Genomic DNA, 15,921 nt, shown 5'->3' on the forward strand with positions numbered 1-15,921 from the left:
AACGCGGAAGAAGAGAAATTGTTCCTACCGGCGCTTTTGGCCGGTGAGACAGAGAGGGTGGAACTTTCGCCGGAGCCGACCAGTTTCCCTGCACTCAACAGGGGACCAGAGCCGATGCAGCGAGAGCAATCGTCCGGACTTTTCAGAAAAACCTGGGGCGCCAGTTTCACTTCGGCCGATGCCGCACGATTCCGATTGTGGGCACCCGACGAACGGGCCGTGAGCCTCATTCTCAACGGGGCTGCCCATGACATGCAGGCGATCGACGGCGGATGGTTCGAGCTTTCGGTGAAAGCGCAAGCCGGGGACCGATACTGTTTTCAGCTATCGGACGGGTCGCTGATCGCAGACCCGGCATCGTCAGCCCAGCAGAGCGGACCTTCCGGTCCTTCCATCCTCGTCGATCACTGCGCATATCGTTGGGAGACCGCATCCTGGCGCGGCCGGCCATGGGGAGAAGCGATCATCTGCGAGCTGCACACCGGCACCTTCACGCCGGAGGGCACGTTCCGCGCGGCAGGCGAACACCTCGCCCATCTTGCCGATGCCGGAATTACCGCGATCGAGATCATGCCCGTCGCCCAATATCCAGGCATGCGCGGCTGGGGCTATGACGGCGTGCTACATTATGCGCCTCACCATGCCTATGGGACACCGGACGACCTGAAGGCCCTCGTCGATGCGGCGCATTCGCTCGGCATCATGGTTCTGCTGGATGTCGTCTACAACCACTTCGGCCCGGAAGAAAATGCCTTGCCGCGCTACGCGGCGGACTTCTTCAACACGGATCGGGCGACGCCGTGGGGAGCCTCGATCGCCGTCGAACAGGATGCCGTCCGGCGCTATTTCATCGAGAATGCGCTCTATTGGCTCGGCGATTTCCGCTTCGATGGGCTGCGCCTCGATGCGACGGAGCAGATCAGAGACAGCCGCGAGCCACATATCCTGGTCGAAATGGCGCGCGAGATACGCGAGACATTTCCCGAGCGCCACGTTCATCTCGTCGTCGAAGATGCACACCGCCGCAGAAGCCTTGTGGGGCGAAAATCGAGAGGGATTCCCGAACTCTTCACCGCCGCGTGGAACGATGATCTTCACAACGCACTGCATGTCGCGGCGACGGGAGAAACCAAGGGCCACTACCAACCCTTTGCCGTGGACACGTGGCGGAAAATTCGCGAGGCCATGGCCGAAGGTTTCGCGTCACCCGCCGAGGGAAAGGAGATTTCGTCGCCCTGGACGGGCGACCGGGTGCCGCCGCAGGCACGCGTCAATTTCCTGCAGAACCATGACCAGGTCGGAAACCGCGCCTTCGGCGAGCGCCTCGCCTCGCTTGTCGGAGAGGATCTGATGCGGGTTCTGACCGCGACGCTGATGCTCGTTCCGCAAGTTCCGCTTCTTTTCATGGGCGAGGAATATGGTGAGACCCAACCGTTTTGCTTCTTTGCGGACTATCAGGGCCAGATCGCCGAGGCCATTCGCTCCGGACGCCAGCGGGAGGCCGAGAATTTCGGTGGCATGCCGCCTGGCGCGACCATGGCGGATTTGCCCGATCCGCTCGACCCGCGGACATTCGCCGCATCGAAATTGCAATGGGACCGGGCGGAAAGCCCGGCGGGCAGACGGCATGTCGCCTTCATCCGCGAGCTTGCCGACATCCGTCAGCGGCATATCGCCCCTTTGCTGGAGAAGCCCGGTCTGCCCGACCACCGCATACGTCAGACCGACGACGGGCTCGTCGCGCTCGACTGGCAGTTCGGCAGTTCCGTTCTGCAGCTGCGGATCAATCTCACCGACGAAGCAGGAGCAGTGCCCCCTATCATCGGTCAGCCGATTTTTACCATGTCCGGTGAGCGCGCAGCGACAGCGGGCGAACTGCCCGGGCCGGGCATCGTTGCCGCCGTCGCACGAGTGTAAGCCCGACGGAACATGATTTCCATCTTCGGGTTAGAACTTCGACGCGCTATCGCTTTTGGGGCGTCAATGGGAGCGAGGAACAATCCTCGACAGCAGATGCCGCGAGAAACAGCAAGCACCGGTCCGGCCCTCTCTGGCGACCACGCCGAAGCCCGCTCGATAGCGGCCTTGCGGAGGCAAGCGGAAGGTTGCGAACGCTGCGATCTTTACAAAAACGCAACACAGCTCGTCTTCGGCGAAGGCCCTATCGACGCCCGCGTCGTTCTCGTCGGCGAACAACCGGGCGACCGGGAGGACCTGGCGGGGCACCCCTTCGTCGGTCCGGCCGGCCGGGTTCTCGACGAATGTCTGCACGAGGCCGGCGTCGACCGATCGAGGTGTTATCTCACCAATGCGGTCAAGCACTTTAAGTTCGAGCAGCGGGGCAAGCGGCGGTTGCATTCCCGCCCCAACGCGGGCGAGATCCAGCGTTGCGCCTGGTGGCTAGGCGCGGAACTGGAACAGCTTCGACCGGACCTCGTCGTTGCACTCGGCGCCACGGCGGTGATGACGCTGCTTGGCCGGAGCGTAGCTGTCACGAAAAATCGCGGCGACCTGATCGACACCCCGGCCGGCTATCCCGTCCTGGTGACGATCCATCCGTCCTATCTTCTCAGGATCCGGGATGGATCGGATGCGGCGGCGCAACGTGCACGCTTCGTCGAGGATTTGACGAAGGTCGCCGTCTATGAAGCTGAACACGAAAGACGGAAGCAGCGCCGTCTATGACTGTCGGTCGAGCTCCGGATAATGGCGGAAAATACCGGCCTCGTTGAAGGAGAGCCGTCGATCGGAGGCCAGATAGCTGCGGATGTTCGGCCGTTCGGCGACGGCATCGCGCAGAGCGATCAAGCCCGGGATATTCGCTTCGTAGTCCCGCATTGCCTTCGGAAACGCGTAGCGAAGTCCCTCGACAACTTGGAAGAGCGAAAGATCGACATAGCTCAGGCGGTCGCCGACGACATGTGTCCCCGCTCTTGGATTCTGGCGCAGGACCCGCTCGAAATAGCCGAGAAACTTCGGCAGGCGCTCCGACAGGAAGTCGGACGATCGCCGCAAGGCTTCCGGCTTCTGGTCTTCATAATAGAGCGATACGCCGATCGGGTGGTGTGTGTCGTGGATCTCGGCGACCAAATCGGTGATCGTCAGCTGCAGCCCGTTGGCAACGAAGCGGAGACCTTCGTCCTGGGGCGCCAGGCCGAGCTTGGGGCCGAGATAGAACAGGATATTGGCGACATGCGATATGAGGAGGCCACCATCCTTCAGAAACGGGGGCGCAAAGGGGATCGTCTCTCCGTCGCCGTCCCTCAGCAACTTCAGCATCGCCCTTGTGCCCCGCTCCTGCCCGTCGGGCTCGCGGGCGACATCCACATAATCGGCTCCGGCTTCCTCGAGCGCGAGGCGAACGAATTCGCCGCGTCCGGGAATGCCGTCCCAGTAATAGAGCTTGTAAGGCATTGAAGGCTCCCCTTACCTGGGCTCGCGCCCGAAATCTTTTCGCAATTCGACCTTGGCCTTTTCGAGGACGTGTCTCTGGCGGCGGCTCAGTCCCGCACCGGCTCTGTTTATATAGAACGTCAGCATCGACATGGCAGAGCGGAAAGGAGTGGATTTCCGCCGATCGCTCGCCTCGGCCGACCGCTTCAGCGAATGCGCGATCTTCGCTGGATCGTCGGACTTGAAGATACCTTCCTCAAGGTCAAGCGCATCGCTCTTCTCGGTCACTTCCTGCGACCATTTCTTCTTCTTGCTCTCCTTGCTCATCACGGTTTCTCCCTTGGTAACCTGCTGCAGGTTTCCTTAAATCGGAGCCGATTCGAGGGTAAAAACATGCAGCAGTGTCGTAGCGGCCTTCATGCCTCTGAAGAGACGTACGACGCCATATGTCCAACGGAAGCGGACGAAAATCGTTCCGGGAGGGAGCCGATGCATATCGAGGAGCTGATGTTTGCCGAAAGCGGGGGCGTGCCGAACAACCCGCACCTGCCCGCCCTCATCTACCACGGCGCACTCGACGCCGGGGAAAACAATGCAGCAGGCATCGAGGACAGGTTTCATGCCAACGGCTGGAGAGGCATGTGGCGCGACGGTGTTTTCGACTTTCAGCACTATCATACGCGCGCCCACGAAGTCCTGGCCATCGCCCGAGGCAAGGCACGCCTCCTGATCGGCGGACCGACAGGCAAGGAACTGGAGGTAGCGGCGGGAGATGTGATCGTGCTGCCTGCCGGCACCGGTCATCGCCGGATCACCGCAAGCGCCGATTTCCTCGTTATAGGCGGCTATCCTCCCGGGCAGCACGCAGACATTCAGCGCGGGCCGGCGACCGACGCCGATCGTGAGGCGATCGCTTCGGTGCCGCTGCCCCAACTCGACCCGGTCCTCGGCATCGCAGGTCCAGTGGTGACACGCTGGCAACGCCCGGCGTCTTGAACAGGATTCAGACGTCTATAAGGGCAATTCCAAGGTCGGGATGGTGCTTGCGCCGAAGATGCGCAGGTGTCTCCGACAAAGTTACTTCGAGAGTGGGCTTGACGGTCCCTTCGAGGAAATGGCCGCCGCGCGTTGTCCCATCGCTGAGCCCCAGCACGACATGGGCGTGCAGACTGCGTTTCCCGTCCTCTCCGAGCGCAATGTCGCCAATCAGGCTCAACACTTCGCATTGCTCGTCGACCACGATCCGGCGGTAGTCTCGCTTTTCCAGGTCATACCAGCCTACGACGGCTTTCTCGAACGCGCCGATCGCGATCAGTGAGGCCGCGGAGATCTTCTGGGTTGCGGCGAACTCGGAAATGGCGGCGAAGGCTTCCTCCCCCGGGTCCAGCACAAGGATGAATATCTCCTCTGATGCTTCTTTTGAAAGAAGTCTCCACCTCATGATCCAACCCTTTGAACTTACGCGTTTCCGAACGTAAAGACCGTTGCTGGAATTGCTTTAGCGCAACCAGACTGGCAGATCCGAGGCCTGGGTGAATTCGCGGGTTCGATCTTTCAGGCCGAGCGTTTCCCATGCGAATTTCTGCGCGGCCAGTCTGGCCATTTCCTTGGTCGGATAGCTGTCCGGCAGCACGTAGTCCCGGTCGCCGCACGAAAGCAGCGCCCGGTGGCTCAGGAGATCGAAATGAAGCTGCAGGTTTTCCTCCGAGCGCATGAAACCTCCCAGTTCAGCTCCAGCAAAAACGGCCGTTGTGGGCAGAAGTTCCAGACGGTCGGCGAAAAGTCTGCGGCCACCAAAATCCTGCGGAACAACGGCCGCGATCAGGAGTTTGGAGCCCTACGGGAGATCAGCCAATGACGAAACGCGGAAAACCAGGATCGAGCTCGATCCATGCCCGCCCGCTCGACCCTCCCGGCGTCGACGAACCGATCGATGCCTGGGGCGCGGGTTCTCGCAACAATCGCGACCAAAGCGTCCAGAGTCAGCTCGATGAGTTGCGCAACCGCATTGCCGAACTCGAGACCGAAATCGACGCGATCGCGACGGAGGCCCACACGGCGGTCGGAACTGTGCCAGGTGCCGACAGGCTGGAGACGGCGAAGGACGTGGTTGCAGAGAAACGGGACGAAATCCAGCGCCTGAAATCGCGCCTGCAGGAGATCGAGCAGTTGCTGGCTGTAGAATAATAGGGCAGCCATTGAGGCGTCTTCGGTACACGGATCACCGCCCACGATCCGGTCGCATTTTTTGTGCGCTTTCCCAGCTCATCGAAACGATCACTTGCGGACGGGGAACCGTTACGCGGATTTCTGGTATTGCGCTAAAACACGGTCATCCAGATGCCGCGCCAAAAAAGCGACTCCCGGTCCCGCAGGTCTTCCTCGTCTCTGCTCATGCCAAGCTTGCGTATTTCTTCCGGCTTGACCTTTCGGGCGGCGGCCGGTTCTTGACGTCGCTCGCTCTTCAACTTGTCGACATCCGTCGCCTTGCTGATCGGCATCGGCAATTCCTTCCCTGCGGTTAAGGAGAAACTGTCTCGCAACGCAACGGTTCCATGGCGCGAGGCCAGAACCCGGCCGGAGATCGGTTGGAGCTACGGCTTCAATGGCGATGGATGAACTTGCAGAAGCGGCTGGTCTGTCCGTCATCGGTCAGGTCCTGGTGGAGAAAGGCCAGGTTGTTCTTTTCGAAGATCTCGAAGAACTCATCCCACGAGATTTTCTCCAGCGTTTCTTCCGGTGTGCCGAAGTCGATGCGCAAAAGACCGCCGTCGGTTGCGCCTTTGACGCGTGCCGGATGGCCGTTGCGGGCCTCGGCCCAGTTGCGGATGGTGTCGTGGTCGATCGTGGTGCTCGAAGCGCTCATTGGAAGCTCTCCCTCCCGCTGTGACTTGCTTGCACGTCTAATCGATCGCGATCACGATTGTTCCGAACGGCCGCATTTGCCACGCTGGCGCGCAGACCGTATCTGCCGTCTTGCTGCCGCCCTATTGCTCGAATGTGCCGACGATCGCGGCTTCTTCGATCAGGTGCTTGCGCACCTTCTTCCAGGCTTCCTCTGCCCCGACCTCTTCCGGAATCGAAAGGTTGACGGCATCAAGCGCCGCGAGCCTGAACCAATAATGGTGAAGTCCGGTCCCGGCCGGCGGCTGCGGCCCATCGTAGCGAGCATTGCCGAAGTCGTTTTTGATGAATTTGATGCTGTGATCCGGCGCGGTATCCACCGCTTGCGGCAGCTCCGTCCAATTGCCCGGGATGTTGATGATAACGCAGTGTCGAAACAATCCTCGCGTCGCATCCGGATCCTCGACGATCAGAGCGAAGCTCTGCGGGGTGCCCGTCCACTTCAGCGGTGGAAAGAGGTTCTCGCCTAGTCGGGTATATTTCTGGGGAATGGGTTGCCCATCGGCAAATACGGGACTGATCAAGCTGAAGGTCATCCAAGTGTTCCTTCCTTGCTTTGCACCGAGAGGGCTGACACGATCGAAAAATGAGCCTCGTCGAGACGAGGCTCACAAGACGAACCAGCATAGGAGAGACCGCCAGGGAGCCTCCAGAGTTGGGTCAGAGAACGCGCTCCGTGCGATCCACTCATCAAACCTTATGCCCCCGAGAATGTTCCACCACAGCGAATATATTTCGGCACGCCTGCAGCGCCGCGCGTCGTTTCGGCGCGCAAATGTCGCTGGAGCACTTTGAATTGCTGCATGTTTCCGTCTCTAAATCGGTGCCGATCTAAGAAAACGTGCAGTGGCGACTCGCAGTGAGAAGCGCCTTGCCTTCGCCGCCGCCACCGCTAGATCACGGTCAATGACCGCTACGGGCACAACGCCAGCCATCGACGCCGTCCGTCCTCGCGATAAGGGCCGGCACGAACTGCGGTGGATTCCGGTTCGTCGTCATGGCCGGCCAAGGCGAAAAAGAACTGCGGTATGATCCATGTCATCTCTGACGATGCCGGCGGAGACTAAGCTGTCGCCCCATGCAACTCACCGGCCCTAGCGAGGAGAAAGCAGATGCGCAAGCCTTATTCGAGATCGGCACCATTTGTCCTTGACAATGCCGCAGCCGAGCTTGTCGATCGATACTGGCGCGCGGCCAACTATCTCTCCGTCGGACAAATCTACCTGCTCGACAATCCGCTGTTGCGGGAGCCGTTGAAACCGGAGCACATCAAGCCTCGACTGCTCGGTCACTGGGGTACCACGCCGGGCCTCAACTTCATCTATGCCCATTTGAATCGCGTCATCAGAGCCCATGACCTTGAGATGATCTACATCTGCGGTCCCGGTCACGGTGGGCCCGGGATGGTTGCGAACACCTATCTCGAAGGCTCCTACAGCGAGATCTATCCGGAGGTCAGCGAAGATGTCGCTGGGATGAGAAAACTCTTCCGTCAGTTTTCCTTTCCGGGCGGTATTCCGAGCCATGCGGCGCCGGAAACGCCCGGTTCGATCCATGAGGGCGGCGAACTGGGCTACGCCCTCGCCCACGCCTTTGGCGCGGCGTTCGACAATCCCGACCTCATCGTTGCCTGCGTCGTCGGTGACGGCGAAGCCGAGACAGGCCCGCTCGCCGCAAGCTGGCATTCGAACAAGTTCCTCAATCCTGCCCGCGATGGCGTCGTGCTGCCCATCCTGCATCTGAACGGCTACAAGATTGCCAATCCGACAGTGCTTGGGCGGATGAGCGACGAGGATCTAAGAAGTCTTTTCAGCGGTTACGGCTACGACCCCCTCTTCGTAGAAGGCGCCGAACCATTTGCCATGCACAGGCATATGGCTGCGACACTGGAACAGGCGCTCCAGGACGTTCGCGCCATTCAGCAGCACTGGCGAAACGGCGGTGCCGACAATACCTGCCCTCGCTGGCCGATGATCGTACTGAGAAGTCCGAAGGGCTGGACCGGCCCCAAGGAAGTCGACGGCAAGATGGTCGAGAATTTCTGGCGGTCGCACCAGGTGCCGGTCGCCAACTGCCGCGAAGATGGAAATCACCGCAAGATCCTCGAAGACTGGATGAGGAGCTATGCGCCCGAAGAACTGTTCGATGAAAACGGCCGGCTGAAGCCGGAACTGCGGGCACTGGCGCCTGTCGGCGCCCGAAGGATGGGGGCGAATCCGCACGCCAATGGCGGCTTGCTCAGGCGGGAGCTCAAGACACCTGCGATCGAGGATTATGCCGTCGCAGTCGAGCGGCCGGGCGCGACAACAGCGCAGTCGACGAAAATCCTCGGGCAGTATCTGCGCGACGTCCTCTTGCTCAACCAGTCCCATGCCAACTTTCGCGTCTTTGGTCCCGACGAAACGGAATCGAACCGGCTCGGCAGCGTTTTCGAAGTGACCGATCGGGTCTGGATGGAAGAGATCCGGCCCTATGACGTGCAGCTCGGCCGCAATGGCCGCGTGATGGAGGTGCTGAGTGAACACCTCTGCCAGGGATGGCTCGAAGGATATCTGCTTACGGGCCGGCACGGCTTCTTTTCCTGCTACGAAGCATTCATCCACATCGTCGATTCGATGTTCAACCAGCATGCGAAATGGCTGAAGGTCTCGCGCGAACTGGCTTGGCGCAGGCCGATATCCTCGCTCACCTATCTGCTCACGTCCCATGTCTGGCGGCAGGATCACAACGGTTTCAGCCATCAGGATCCGGGTTTCGTCGACTTGGTCGCCAACAAGAAGGCCGATATCGTCCGCATCTACCTGCCGCCGGATGCAAACAGCCTGCTCTGGGTGGCGAATCATTGCCTGAAGACCTACGACCGCATAAACGTGATCGTTGCCGGCAAGCAGCCGGAGCCGCAATGGATGGCGATGGAAGAGGCCGTCCGGCATTGCGAAGCGGGCATCGCCATCTGGAAATGGGCCAGCAACGAAGGCAACTCGGGCGAGCCCGATGTCGTCATGGCCTGCGCCGGCGATGTCCCGACAATGGAGACGCTCGCCGCCGTCGATCTGCTGCGCCGGCATATTCCGGAGCTGCAGATCCGCGTCGTGAACGTGGTCGATCTACTGGCGCTGCAATCGCGCGACCAGCATCCCCACGGCCTGCCCGACGATGTCTTCGACCGCCTGTTTACCACTGCGCGGCCGGTGATCTTCGCCTATCACGGCTATCCGTACCTGATCCACCGCCTGACTTACAAGCGCACCAACCACGACAATTTCCACGTGAGGGGTTTCATCGAGGAGGGAACGACCACCACGCCTTTCGACATGACCGTTCTCAACGAACTTGACCGCTACCACCTGGCCATCGAAGCGATCTCACGCATTCCCGGACTGCTGGAGAAGGCCGGACATGTCGTCGAAGCGCTTCGCGCCAAGCTCGATGAGCATGGCCGCTATGTGCGCGAGCATGGCGAGGACATGCCGGAAATACGTGACTGGAAGTGGGAGCATTGACAACCGAGACGTCGGATTCCGCTCCACGGAGCCGCTTCAGGGCGCCTTGTTCAGGCCTGCGCACATGCATGTTCAAAATTCAACATGTGGCGGAACTTTGGTGGCTCGATTGTGTTGAGGGAGCGCAGATTACGTCTGCGTGTCACCCCTGGCCCATGACATAAATCCCCGGAAAAACGCGATGAACATTCTGTCCGTCACGGCCGAGATTTTCCCCCTGGTGAAGACTGGCGGTCTGGCGGATGTCGCCAGCTCGCTGCCAAAGGCATTGACGGCCCACGGCATCCATACGCGTAGCATGGTTCCCGGATATCCGAGCGTCATGCAGGCGCTCACGGGAGCTTCACCGATCAGGCAATATGATTGCCTGTTCGGCGAGCGCGCCACCCTTGTCGCAGGACGGGCCGACGGCCTTGACATCCTGGCGCTCGACGCGCCCGGCTTCTTCGATCGCCGGGGCGGTCCTTACACCGACGATCACGGCAAGGACTACCCGGACAACTGGAAGCGTTTCGCAGCCTTTTCCTTCGTCGCCGCGCAGGTCGCGGAGCAGGGCGTCGCGGACTGGCGGCCGGACATCATCCACGCTCATGACTGGCATCCGGCGCTGAGCCTGGTTTATCTCAAATTTTCCTCTGATGCCGAGATCCCTCGTGTCCTGACGGTTCACAACCTCGCCTTCCAGGGGCAGTTCCCCGCCCGTCGTTTCACCGAGTTGGGACTGCCGGACGAGGCCTACTCCATCGACGGCCTCGAATATTACGGCGACCTCGGTTATCTGAAGGGTGGACTGCAGGCGGCCGACGTGATCACCGTGGTCAGTCCAACCTACGCGCGCGAGATCATGTCCCCGGCTTTCGGCATGGGTCTCGAAGGTCTGATGAATGAGCGTCACGATGACGTCATCGGCATCGTCAACGGCATCGACACGGAGGTATGGGACCCCTCCTCGGACCCGCTTATCGAAAATCACTTCTCGGTGCGTGCGCCGTTGCGCCGCCTGCCGAACAGGCAGAAGCTGCTCGACCGCTTCGGCCTGCCGAACACGTCCGGGCCGGTTTTCGCAGCGGTCAACAGGCTGACCTGGCAGAAAGGCATGGACCTCCTGGCGGGTGTGGTCGACGAGATCGTCAAAGGCGGCGGCAAGCTGATCGTGCATGGCCAGGGCGATGCCGTGATCGAGGATGCGTTCACCGACGCCGCGCGGCGCTTCCCGCATAGCGTTGCCGTCAGGATCGGCTACGACGAGCCGCTCGCCCACCAGATCCACGCCGGGGCGGACGCCATGCTCGTTCCCTCCCGCTTCGAACCTTGCGGCCTCACTCAGCTCTACGCCTTGCGCTATGGCTGCGTGCCGATTGTCGCCCGCACGGGCGGATTGTCGGAAACGATCATCGACGCCAACGACGCCGCATTGCATGCGCAAGTGGCAACCGGCATTCAGTTCTCGCCCATCGACGCGAACGGATTGAGGCTTGCCCTGCGCCGCGCCTTCAGACTCTTCAAGCGACGGCGCATCTGGGAAAGGTTGCGCAGACAGGGGATGCGGACGGACTGCTCCTGGCACCGCAGCGCCGCACAATACGCGGAGCTCTACGGAAAGGTACTAACGCCCGAAATCCGCCTGGCGGGATAGCCGCGATTTGCGGCATCCATTCGCAATGCTGATGAGTTGATCAGAAACGGAGCATGGATCACGTCGCCGGAATGTGCCAATGGCTGGGCTGAAGACAAAGGCCCCGACCATGACCGCAGATACTGCCACCACCTCTCCTGTCGTTCAGACCTCCAGTACCGCCCGCACCGGCGTTCTCCTCATGCTTCTCGGCATGTTGATGTTTTCGTTGAACGACGTGATGGGCAAATGGCTGGTCGCGACCTATTCGGTCGGCCAGGTGGTGCTGATCCGCAGTCTGGCCGCGGCACTCCTGCTCGCGCCCTTTCTTTGGCTCGGCGGACTGCAGAAGGTCGTAGCGATCGAGCGGCCGTGGCTTCAGCTTGCCCGCGTCGTCGCCTCGACAGCGGAGGTCATCGCGTTCTATTTCGCGGTCGTCTACCTGCCGCTTGCCGATGTCATGACCTATTGGCTGGCCGCACCGATCTATGTCGCGGCGGTCTCGCCGCTGGTTCTCAAGGAACATGTCGGCTGGCGGCGCTGGACCGCGATCGCCATCGGCTTCGTCGGGGTCGTCATCGCGCTCGAGCCATCCTCGCAAGCCCTCACCCTGCCGGCGCTGATCTCGATTCTCGGCAGCATGTTCTTCGCCTTCATGATGATTTCCGGACGCTCGCTGCGCGGCACACCGGATTCGGTACTGGCCTTCTGGCAGATCGTCGGCGCTGCGCTCGTCGGCCTCGTCTGGGCGCCGCTGGACTGGACGCCGCTGAAACCGCTCGACACCGCGCTGCTCGGGCTGCTTGGCGTCGTCGCCATGCTCGCGCATGTATTCGTCAACAGGGCGCTGAAGCTCGCAGAAACGGCGACGATCGCGCCCTTGCAATATACGCTGCTCTTCTGGGCGATCGTCTTCGGCTGGCTGATCTTCGGCGACGCGCCGCGTCTGTCGATGATCCTCGGCGCCGGTCTCATCGTTGCTTCCGGCCTCTTCATCTTCTTCCGCGAGCAGCAACTCAAGCGCCAAGGGCGGCTGAAGGGCTGAATGGTGTGGGTTTCGGCCCACATTCGCCCACACTTCGCCCCCCATCCGGCCTACCCCCTTCCGCCCGCTTGGGGGGAGAAGGATGTGCTGTGCCTTCAGGTTTCCTCGCCCCGCTTGCGCGAAGAGGGCGAGGCGTAATAGGGGCTCGAAACCGGATCAGTCGTCCGCGACGACCTTCTGCTTCTGCGTGCCGAGACCTTCGATGCCGAGTTCGATCACGTCGCCGGCCTTCAGATATTGCGGCGGCTTGAAGCCCATGCCGACGCCGGGAGGGGTTCCGGTTGAGATGATGTCACCCGGATGCAGGGTCATGAACTGCGAGAGATAGCTCACGAGATAGGCGACGCCATAGACCATGGTCTCGCTCGATCCGTCCTGTTTCGTCTCGCCGTTGACGGTCAGCCACATCTTCAGGTTTTGCGGATTGGCGATCTCGTCGGGGGTTACCAGCCAGGGGCCGATTGGCCCGAAGGAATCGCAGGATTTTCCCTTGGTCCACTGACCCGAGCGCTTCGTCTGGAAATCGCGCTCCGAGACATCGTTGACGACGCAATAGCCGGCGACGTGATCGAGCGCTTCGGCTTCGGAGACATATTTCGCCGTCTTGCCGATGATCACGCCGAGTTCGACTTCCCAGTCGGTGGCGACGGAACCGCGCGGCATGATCACATTGTCGTTCGGCCCGACGATCGCCGAGGTGGCCTTCATGAAGACCACAGGCTCCGGCGGAACCTCCAGCCCCGATTCCGCGGCATGATCGGCGTAGTTGAGACCGATACAGATGAACTTGCCGGTACCGGCAACGCAGGCGCCGAGCCGTGGTGCGCCATCGACGACCGGCAGGTTTTCGATGTCGAGCCCGCTCGCCCAACCAAAATCCGCGATCGCGGCGCCGCTGACATCGGCGATGACGCCGGAGAGATCGCGAATCCTGCCCGCGCCATCAAGCACGGCCGGCTTCTCGGCCCCCACGGGTCCGTAACGCAACAGCTTCATCCTGCTCCTCCCGAAAGATCGAAGAAATCACTGCGCCTGACAAATCAAACGCCATCGCGGATGTAAAGCCGTTTCCACCGCCACGACACGAAAACCGGGCATCCACGGCGGCGGATCGTCCCCGGTTCCCTCAACCGCAGCCGTCTGTTATCTCCGCTGCACGAAATCGACGAAGGAGACCATCTTGGCCAAGGCAATCCACTCCATGATCCGCGTCATCGACGAGAAACGTTCGGTCGACTTCTACCGCCGGGCCTTCGGCCTCGACATTGCCGAGCGGCTGGATTTCGAGACATTCACGCTCGTCTATCTCAGCAATGCGGAAAGCCCTTTCGAACTCGAGCTGACGATCAACAAGGGGCGCACGGAACCCTATGCGCTTGGCGAGGGCTATGGCCATCTCGCCTTCTCCGTCGCCGATCTTGACGCGGAGCATAGACGTTTGACGGAGGCGGGTCTCAACCCCAACAAGATCGTCGAGTTCGAGCGAGACGGGACGCAGCTTGCGCGCTTCTTCTTCATCGCCGACCCCGACGGTTACAAGATCGAGGTGCTGCAGCGCCACGGCCGGTACAAGTGACAGAGATTCCACGCGCAGACGTCGATAAATTGAAACAATATCGATTATCGCCTCTATCTATTTCGCTTATGCGGCATGTGCCCATAAAGTTCGGACGAAGCCCTGAAAAAGGGTGAAAACTCCAAGGGAACGAACCATGAAAACGCGGATTCTGACATTGGCGCTCGTCTGCGCCGCCCTGGTATCGTCGACAGCTCAGGCGGCCGACAAACTGAAGATCGGCACGGAAGGCGCCTATCCGCCCTTCAACTTCGTCGACTCCAGCGGCAAGATCGGCGGTTTCGACGTCGAAATCGGCCTTGCGCTTTGCGAGCGCATCAAGGCCGAATGCGAAGTCGTCGCGCAGGATTGGGACGGCATCATTCCCGGTCTGCTTGCCAAGAAATACGACATGATCATCGCTTCGATGTTCATCACCGAGGAACGCAAGAAGCAGGTGGCATTCACCGATCCCTATTATCTTGCCGCGATGACGCATGTGGCCCCGAAAGGCGCAGGGCTCACCGAGTTCAGCAATGAGGCGCTCAAGGGCAAGGTCATCGGCGCCCAGTCCGGTACGACCCAGGCGGACTATATCGCCGCGGTCTATCCGGACGCGGAGATCAAGCTCTACCCGACCCAGGACGAGGCCAATCTCGACATGGTCAATGGCCGTCTCGACCTGCAGGTCGGCGACATGCTGCCGATGCTCGATTGGGTCAATAAGAACGACGACGGCAAAGGCTGCTGCGAGCTGATCGGCGAGCCGATCACCGACAAGAAGTTCGTCGGCGACGGCGTCGGCATCGCCGTCAGGCAGGAGGACAACGACCTGCGCGAAAAGCTGAACAAGGCGCTCGAAGAAATCCGCGCCGACGGCACCTATCAGAAGATCAACGACAAGTATTTCACGATCGACGTCTATACGATGAAGTGATCGGCAGGCCTCCAGTTAGCGAAGCCGGTCGCCGCTGCCGCGGTGGCCGGCTTCGCCATATCCGGCGGACGAAACTCAGCTTCCGGAACGCAACCGCCAACACTTGCGTGGATGCCGTATCGCTGTAAATTTCTGCGCTTCAAATCGGCTCTGCCGACAGAGGTTGATTGAGCGACAGACGAGGAAGCCATGTTTGATCTCAACGGCAAGACCGCGCTGGTGACGGGCGGCGGGCGTGGGCTCGGCCTTGAAATGGCCAAGGCCCTGGCGAGAGCCGGCGCCTGGACCGTGATCAACGGCCGCAATCTCGAAAGCCTCGAGGAGACGAGAGCCCGGCTGGCGGATGACGGCATCACCGTCGCGGTGGCGCCGGGCGACGTTACGCGTGATGTCGAAGCCATTCTCGTCGATGCCACGGCGAAGACCGGGGCGCTCGACATCCTGATCCACGCCGTCGGCGAGCGGGACCGCCGCAGCACGGAGGCGATGGAGCCGTACGAGTTCGCAGCACTCCTCAACACCGATCTCACCGCAGCCTACGCCATGGCAAAGGCGGCATTGCCCTATCTTAAGCAATCCGCCGCCGGCCGGCTGATCTTCGTCACCTCGATCGCCGCCTTCGCGGCGCGCGCCGGCGATCCGGCCTATACGGCGGCCAAAGGCGGGCTTTCGGCGCTGACGCGGTCGCTCGCCGTCGAACTCGGCGCCGACAACCTGACAGTCAACGCCATTGCGCCGGGCTGGTTTGCAACCGAGACCAACGCACATCTTGCCGCCGACCCGACGCTCAAGACCTTCGTCGACGTGCGCATCCCGCTGAAGCGCTGGGGCCGACCGGAAGAGATCGCCCCGGCCGCCGTCTTCCTCGCCTCGCCGGCCGCGAGCTTCGTCAACGGCATCACGCTCACCGTCGATGGCGGCATGACCGTGCAGATGTGAGGCCGATCAGAGTGGGAGCCGGATGCCAAG

18 protein-coding genes are annotated in these 15,921 nt (G+C 61.2%); 10 read left to right on the forward strand and 8 right to left on the reverse strand.

The features are described from left to right. Positions 1–114: 114 nt before the first annotated feature. Together treZ and ILFOPFJJ_RS16555 are read left to right on the forward strand one after the other, a co-directional pair. A complete protein-coding gene (gene treZ, locus ILFOPFJJ_RS16550) occupies positions 115–1,917 on the forward strand; it encodes a malto-oligosyltrehalose trehalohydrolase (protein WP_173511664.1) in 1,803 nt (600 codons plus the stop codon). A gap of 66 nt (positions 1,918–1,983) precedes the next feature. Next, positions 1,984–2,685 (forward strand): UdgX family uracil-DNA binding protein, encoded by a 702-nt coding sequence (locus ILFOPFJJ_RS16555; RefSeq protein ID WP_282438649.1) that lies wholly within the window; start codon positions 1,984–1,986, stop codon positions 2,683–2,685. On the opposite strand, the gene ILFOPFJJ_RS16560 is transcribed toward ILFOPFJJ_RS16555, so the two are convergent. Then, positions 2,680–3,414 carry a glutathione S-transferase gene (locus ILFOPFJJ_RS16560; RefSeq protein ID WP_173511666.1) on the reverse strand — a complete coding sequence of 245 codons (735 nt, stop codon included), beginning with the start codon at positions 3,412–3,414 and terminating at the stop codon, positions 2,680–2,682. The two genes, ILFOPFJJ_RS16555 and ILFOPFJJ_RS16560, sit on opposite strands and share 6 nt — an antisense overlap. A gap of 12 nt (positions 3,415–3,426) precedes the next feature. Next, a complete protein-coding gene (locus ILFOPFJJ_RS16565) occupies positions 3,427–3,720 on the reverse strand; it encodes a DUF3175 domain-containing protein (protein ID WP_173511667.1) in 294 nt (97 codons plus the stop codon). Between the two features lie 162 nt (positions 3,721–3,882). Here ILFOPFJJ_RS16565 and ILFOPFJJ_RS16570 point away from each other — a divergent pair, with 162 nt between their 5' ends. Continuing rightward, entirely contained in the window at positions 3,883–4,389 is a 507-nt protein-coding gene (locus ILFOPFJJ_RS16570; protein WP_173511668.1) for a cupin domain-containing protein, read from the forward strand. 7 nt (positions 4,390–4,396) lie between these two features. On the opposite strand, the gene ILFOPFJJ_RS16575 is transcribed toward ILFOPFJJ_RS16570, so the two are convergent. Continuing rightward, entirely contained in the window at positions 4,397–4,834 is a 438-nt protein-coding gene (locus tag ILFOPFJJ_RS16575) for a PPC domain-containing DNA-binding protein (RefSeq protein ID WP_173511669.1), read from the reverse strand. Positions 4,835–4,891: 57 nt separating this feature from the next. After that, positions 4,892–5,107, reverse strand: a complete 216-nt coding sequence (locus ILFOPFJJ_RS16580) for a hypothetical protein (RefSeq protein WP_173511670.1) — start codon at positions 5,105–5,107, stop codon at positions 4,892–4,894. A 140-nt stretch (positions 5,108–5,247) separates the two neighbouring features. Between ILFOPFJJ_RS16580 and ILFOPFJJ_RS16585 the strand changes: the two genes are divergently transcribed. Beyond that, entirely contained in the window at positions 5,248–5,580 is a 333-nt protein-coding gene (locus tag ILFOPFJJ_RS16585; RefSeq protein ID WP_173511671.1) for a hypothetical protein, read from the forward strand. A 134-nt stretch (positions 5,581–5,714) separates the two neighbouring features. Here ILFOPFJJ_RS16585 and ILFOPFJJ_RS16590 read toward each other — a convergent pair whose 3' ends face one another. From ILFOPFJJ_RS16590 to ILFOPFJJ_RS16600, 3 genes are all read right to left on the reverse strand, one after another. Further along, complete coding sequence (locus tag ILFOPFJJ_RS16590; protein ID WP_173511672.1) at positions 5,715–5,894, reverse strand: hypothetical protein; 180 nt, start codon at positions 5,892–5,894, stop codon at positions 5,715–5,717. A gap of 101 nt (positions 5,895–5,995) precedes the next feature. Next, positions 5,996–6,259: a hypothetical protein gene (locus tag ILFOPFJJ_RS16595; protein ID WP_173511673.1), complete on the reverse strand. Its 264-nt coding sequence runs from the start codon at positions 6,257–6,259 to the stop codon at positions 5,996–5,998. Between the two features lie 121 nt (positions 6,260–6,380). Next, a complete protein-coding gene (locus tag ILFOPFJJ_RS16600) occupies positions 6,381–6,833 on the reverse strand; it encodes a YbhB/YbcL family Raf kinase inhibitor-like protein (protein WP_173511674.1) in 453 nt (150 codons plus the stop codon). Positions 6,834–7,409: 576 nt separating this feature from the next. Here ILFOPFJJ_RS16600 and ILFOPFJJ_RS16605 point away from each other — a divergent pair. From ILFOPFJJ_RS16605 to ILFOPFJJ_RS16615, 3 genes are all read left to right on the forward strand, one after another. Continuing rightward, positions 7,410–9,800: a phosphoketolase family protein gene (locus ILFOPFJJ_RS16605; RefSeq protein ID WP_173511675.1), complete on the forward strand. Its 2,391-nt coding sequence runs from the start codon at positions 7,410–7,412 to the stop codon at positions 9,798–9,800. Positions 9,801–9,981: 181 nt separating this feature from the next. Beyond that, entirely contained in the window at positions 9,982–11,436 is a 1,455-nt protein-coding gene (gene glgA / locus ILFOPFJJ_RS16610) for a glycogen synthase GlgA (RefSeq protein ID WP_173511676.1), read from the forward strand. A 109-nt stretch (positions 11,437–11,545) separates the two neighbouring features. After that, positions 11,546–12,460, forward strand: coding sequence for a DMT family transporter (locus ILFOPFJJ_RS16615; RefSeq protein WP_173511677.1), 915 nt, complete (start codon positions 11,546–11,548; stop codon positions 12,458–12,460). 156 nt (positions 12,461–12,616) lie between these two features. Here the strand turns inward: ILFOPFJJ_RS16615 and ILFOPFJJ_RS16620 are convergent, their stop codons facing one another. Then, complete coding sequence (locus ILFOPFJJ_RS16620) at positions 12,617–13,456, reverse strand: fumarylacetoacetate hydrolase family protein (protein WP_173511678.1); 840 nt, start codon at positions 13,454–13,456, stop codon at positions 12,617–12,619. A gap of 184 nt (positions 13,457–13,640) precedes the next feature. Between ILFOPFJJ_RS16620 and ILFOPFJJ_RS16625 the strand changes: the two genes are divergently transcribed. From ILFOPFJJ_RS16625 to ILFOPFJJ_RS16635, 3 genes are all read left to right on the forward strand, one after another. Then, positions 13,641–14,036 (forward strand): VOC family protein, encoded by a 396-nt coding sequence (locus tag ILFOPFJJ_RS16625; protein WP_173511679.1) that lies wholly within the window; start codon positions 13,641–13,643, stop codon positions 14,034–14,036. A gap of 136 nt (positions 14,037–14,172) precedes the next feature. Continuing rightward, on the forward strand, positions 14,173–14,952 hold the full coding sequence (locus tag ILFOPFJJ_RS16630) for an ABC transporter substrate-binding protein (RefSeq protein WP_173511680.1): 780 nt from the start codon (positions 14,173–14,175) through the stop codon (positions 14,950–14,952). 189 nt (positions 14,953–15,141) lie between these two features. Further along, a complete protein-coding gene (locus ILFOPFJJ_RS16635) occupies positions 15,142–15,891 on the forward strand; it encodes an SDR family oxidoreductase (RefSeq protein WP_173511681.1) in 750 nt (249 codons plus the stop codon). The last annotated feature ends 30 nt before the right edge of the window (positions 15,892–15,921 follow it).

Source organism: Sinorhizobium psoraleae, from assembly GCF_013283645.1.
Classification (GTDB): Bacteria; Pseudomonadota; Alphaproteobacteria; order Rhizobiales; family Rhizobiaceae; genus Sinorhizobium; species Sinorhizobium psoraleae.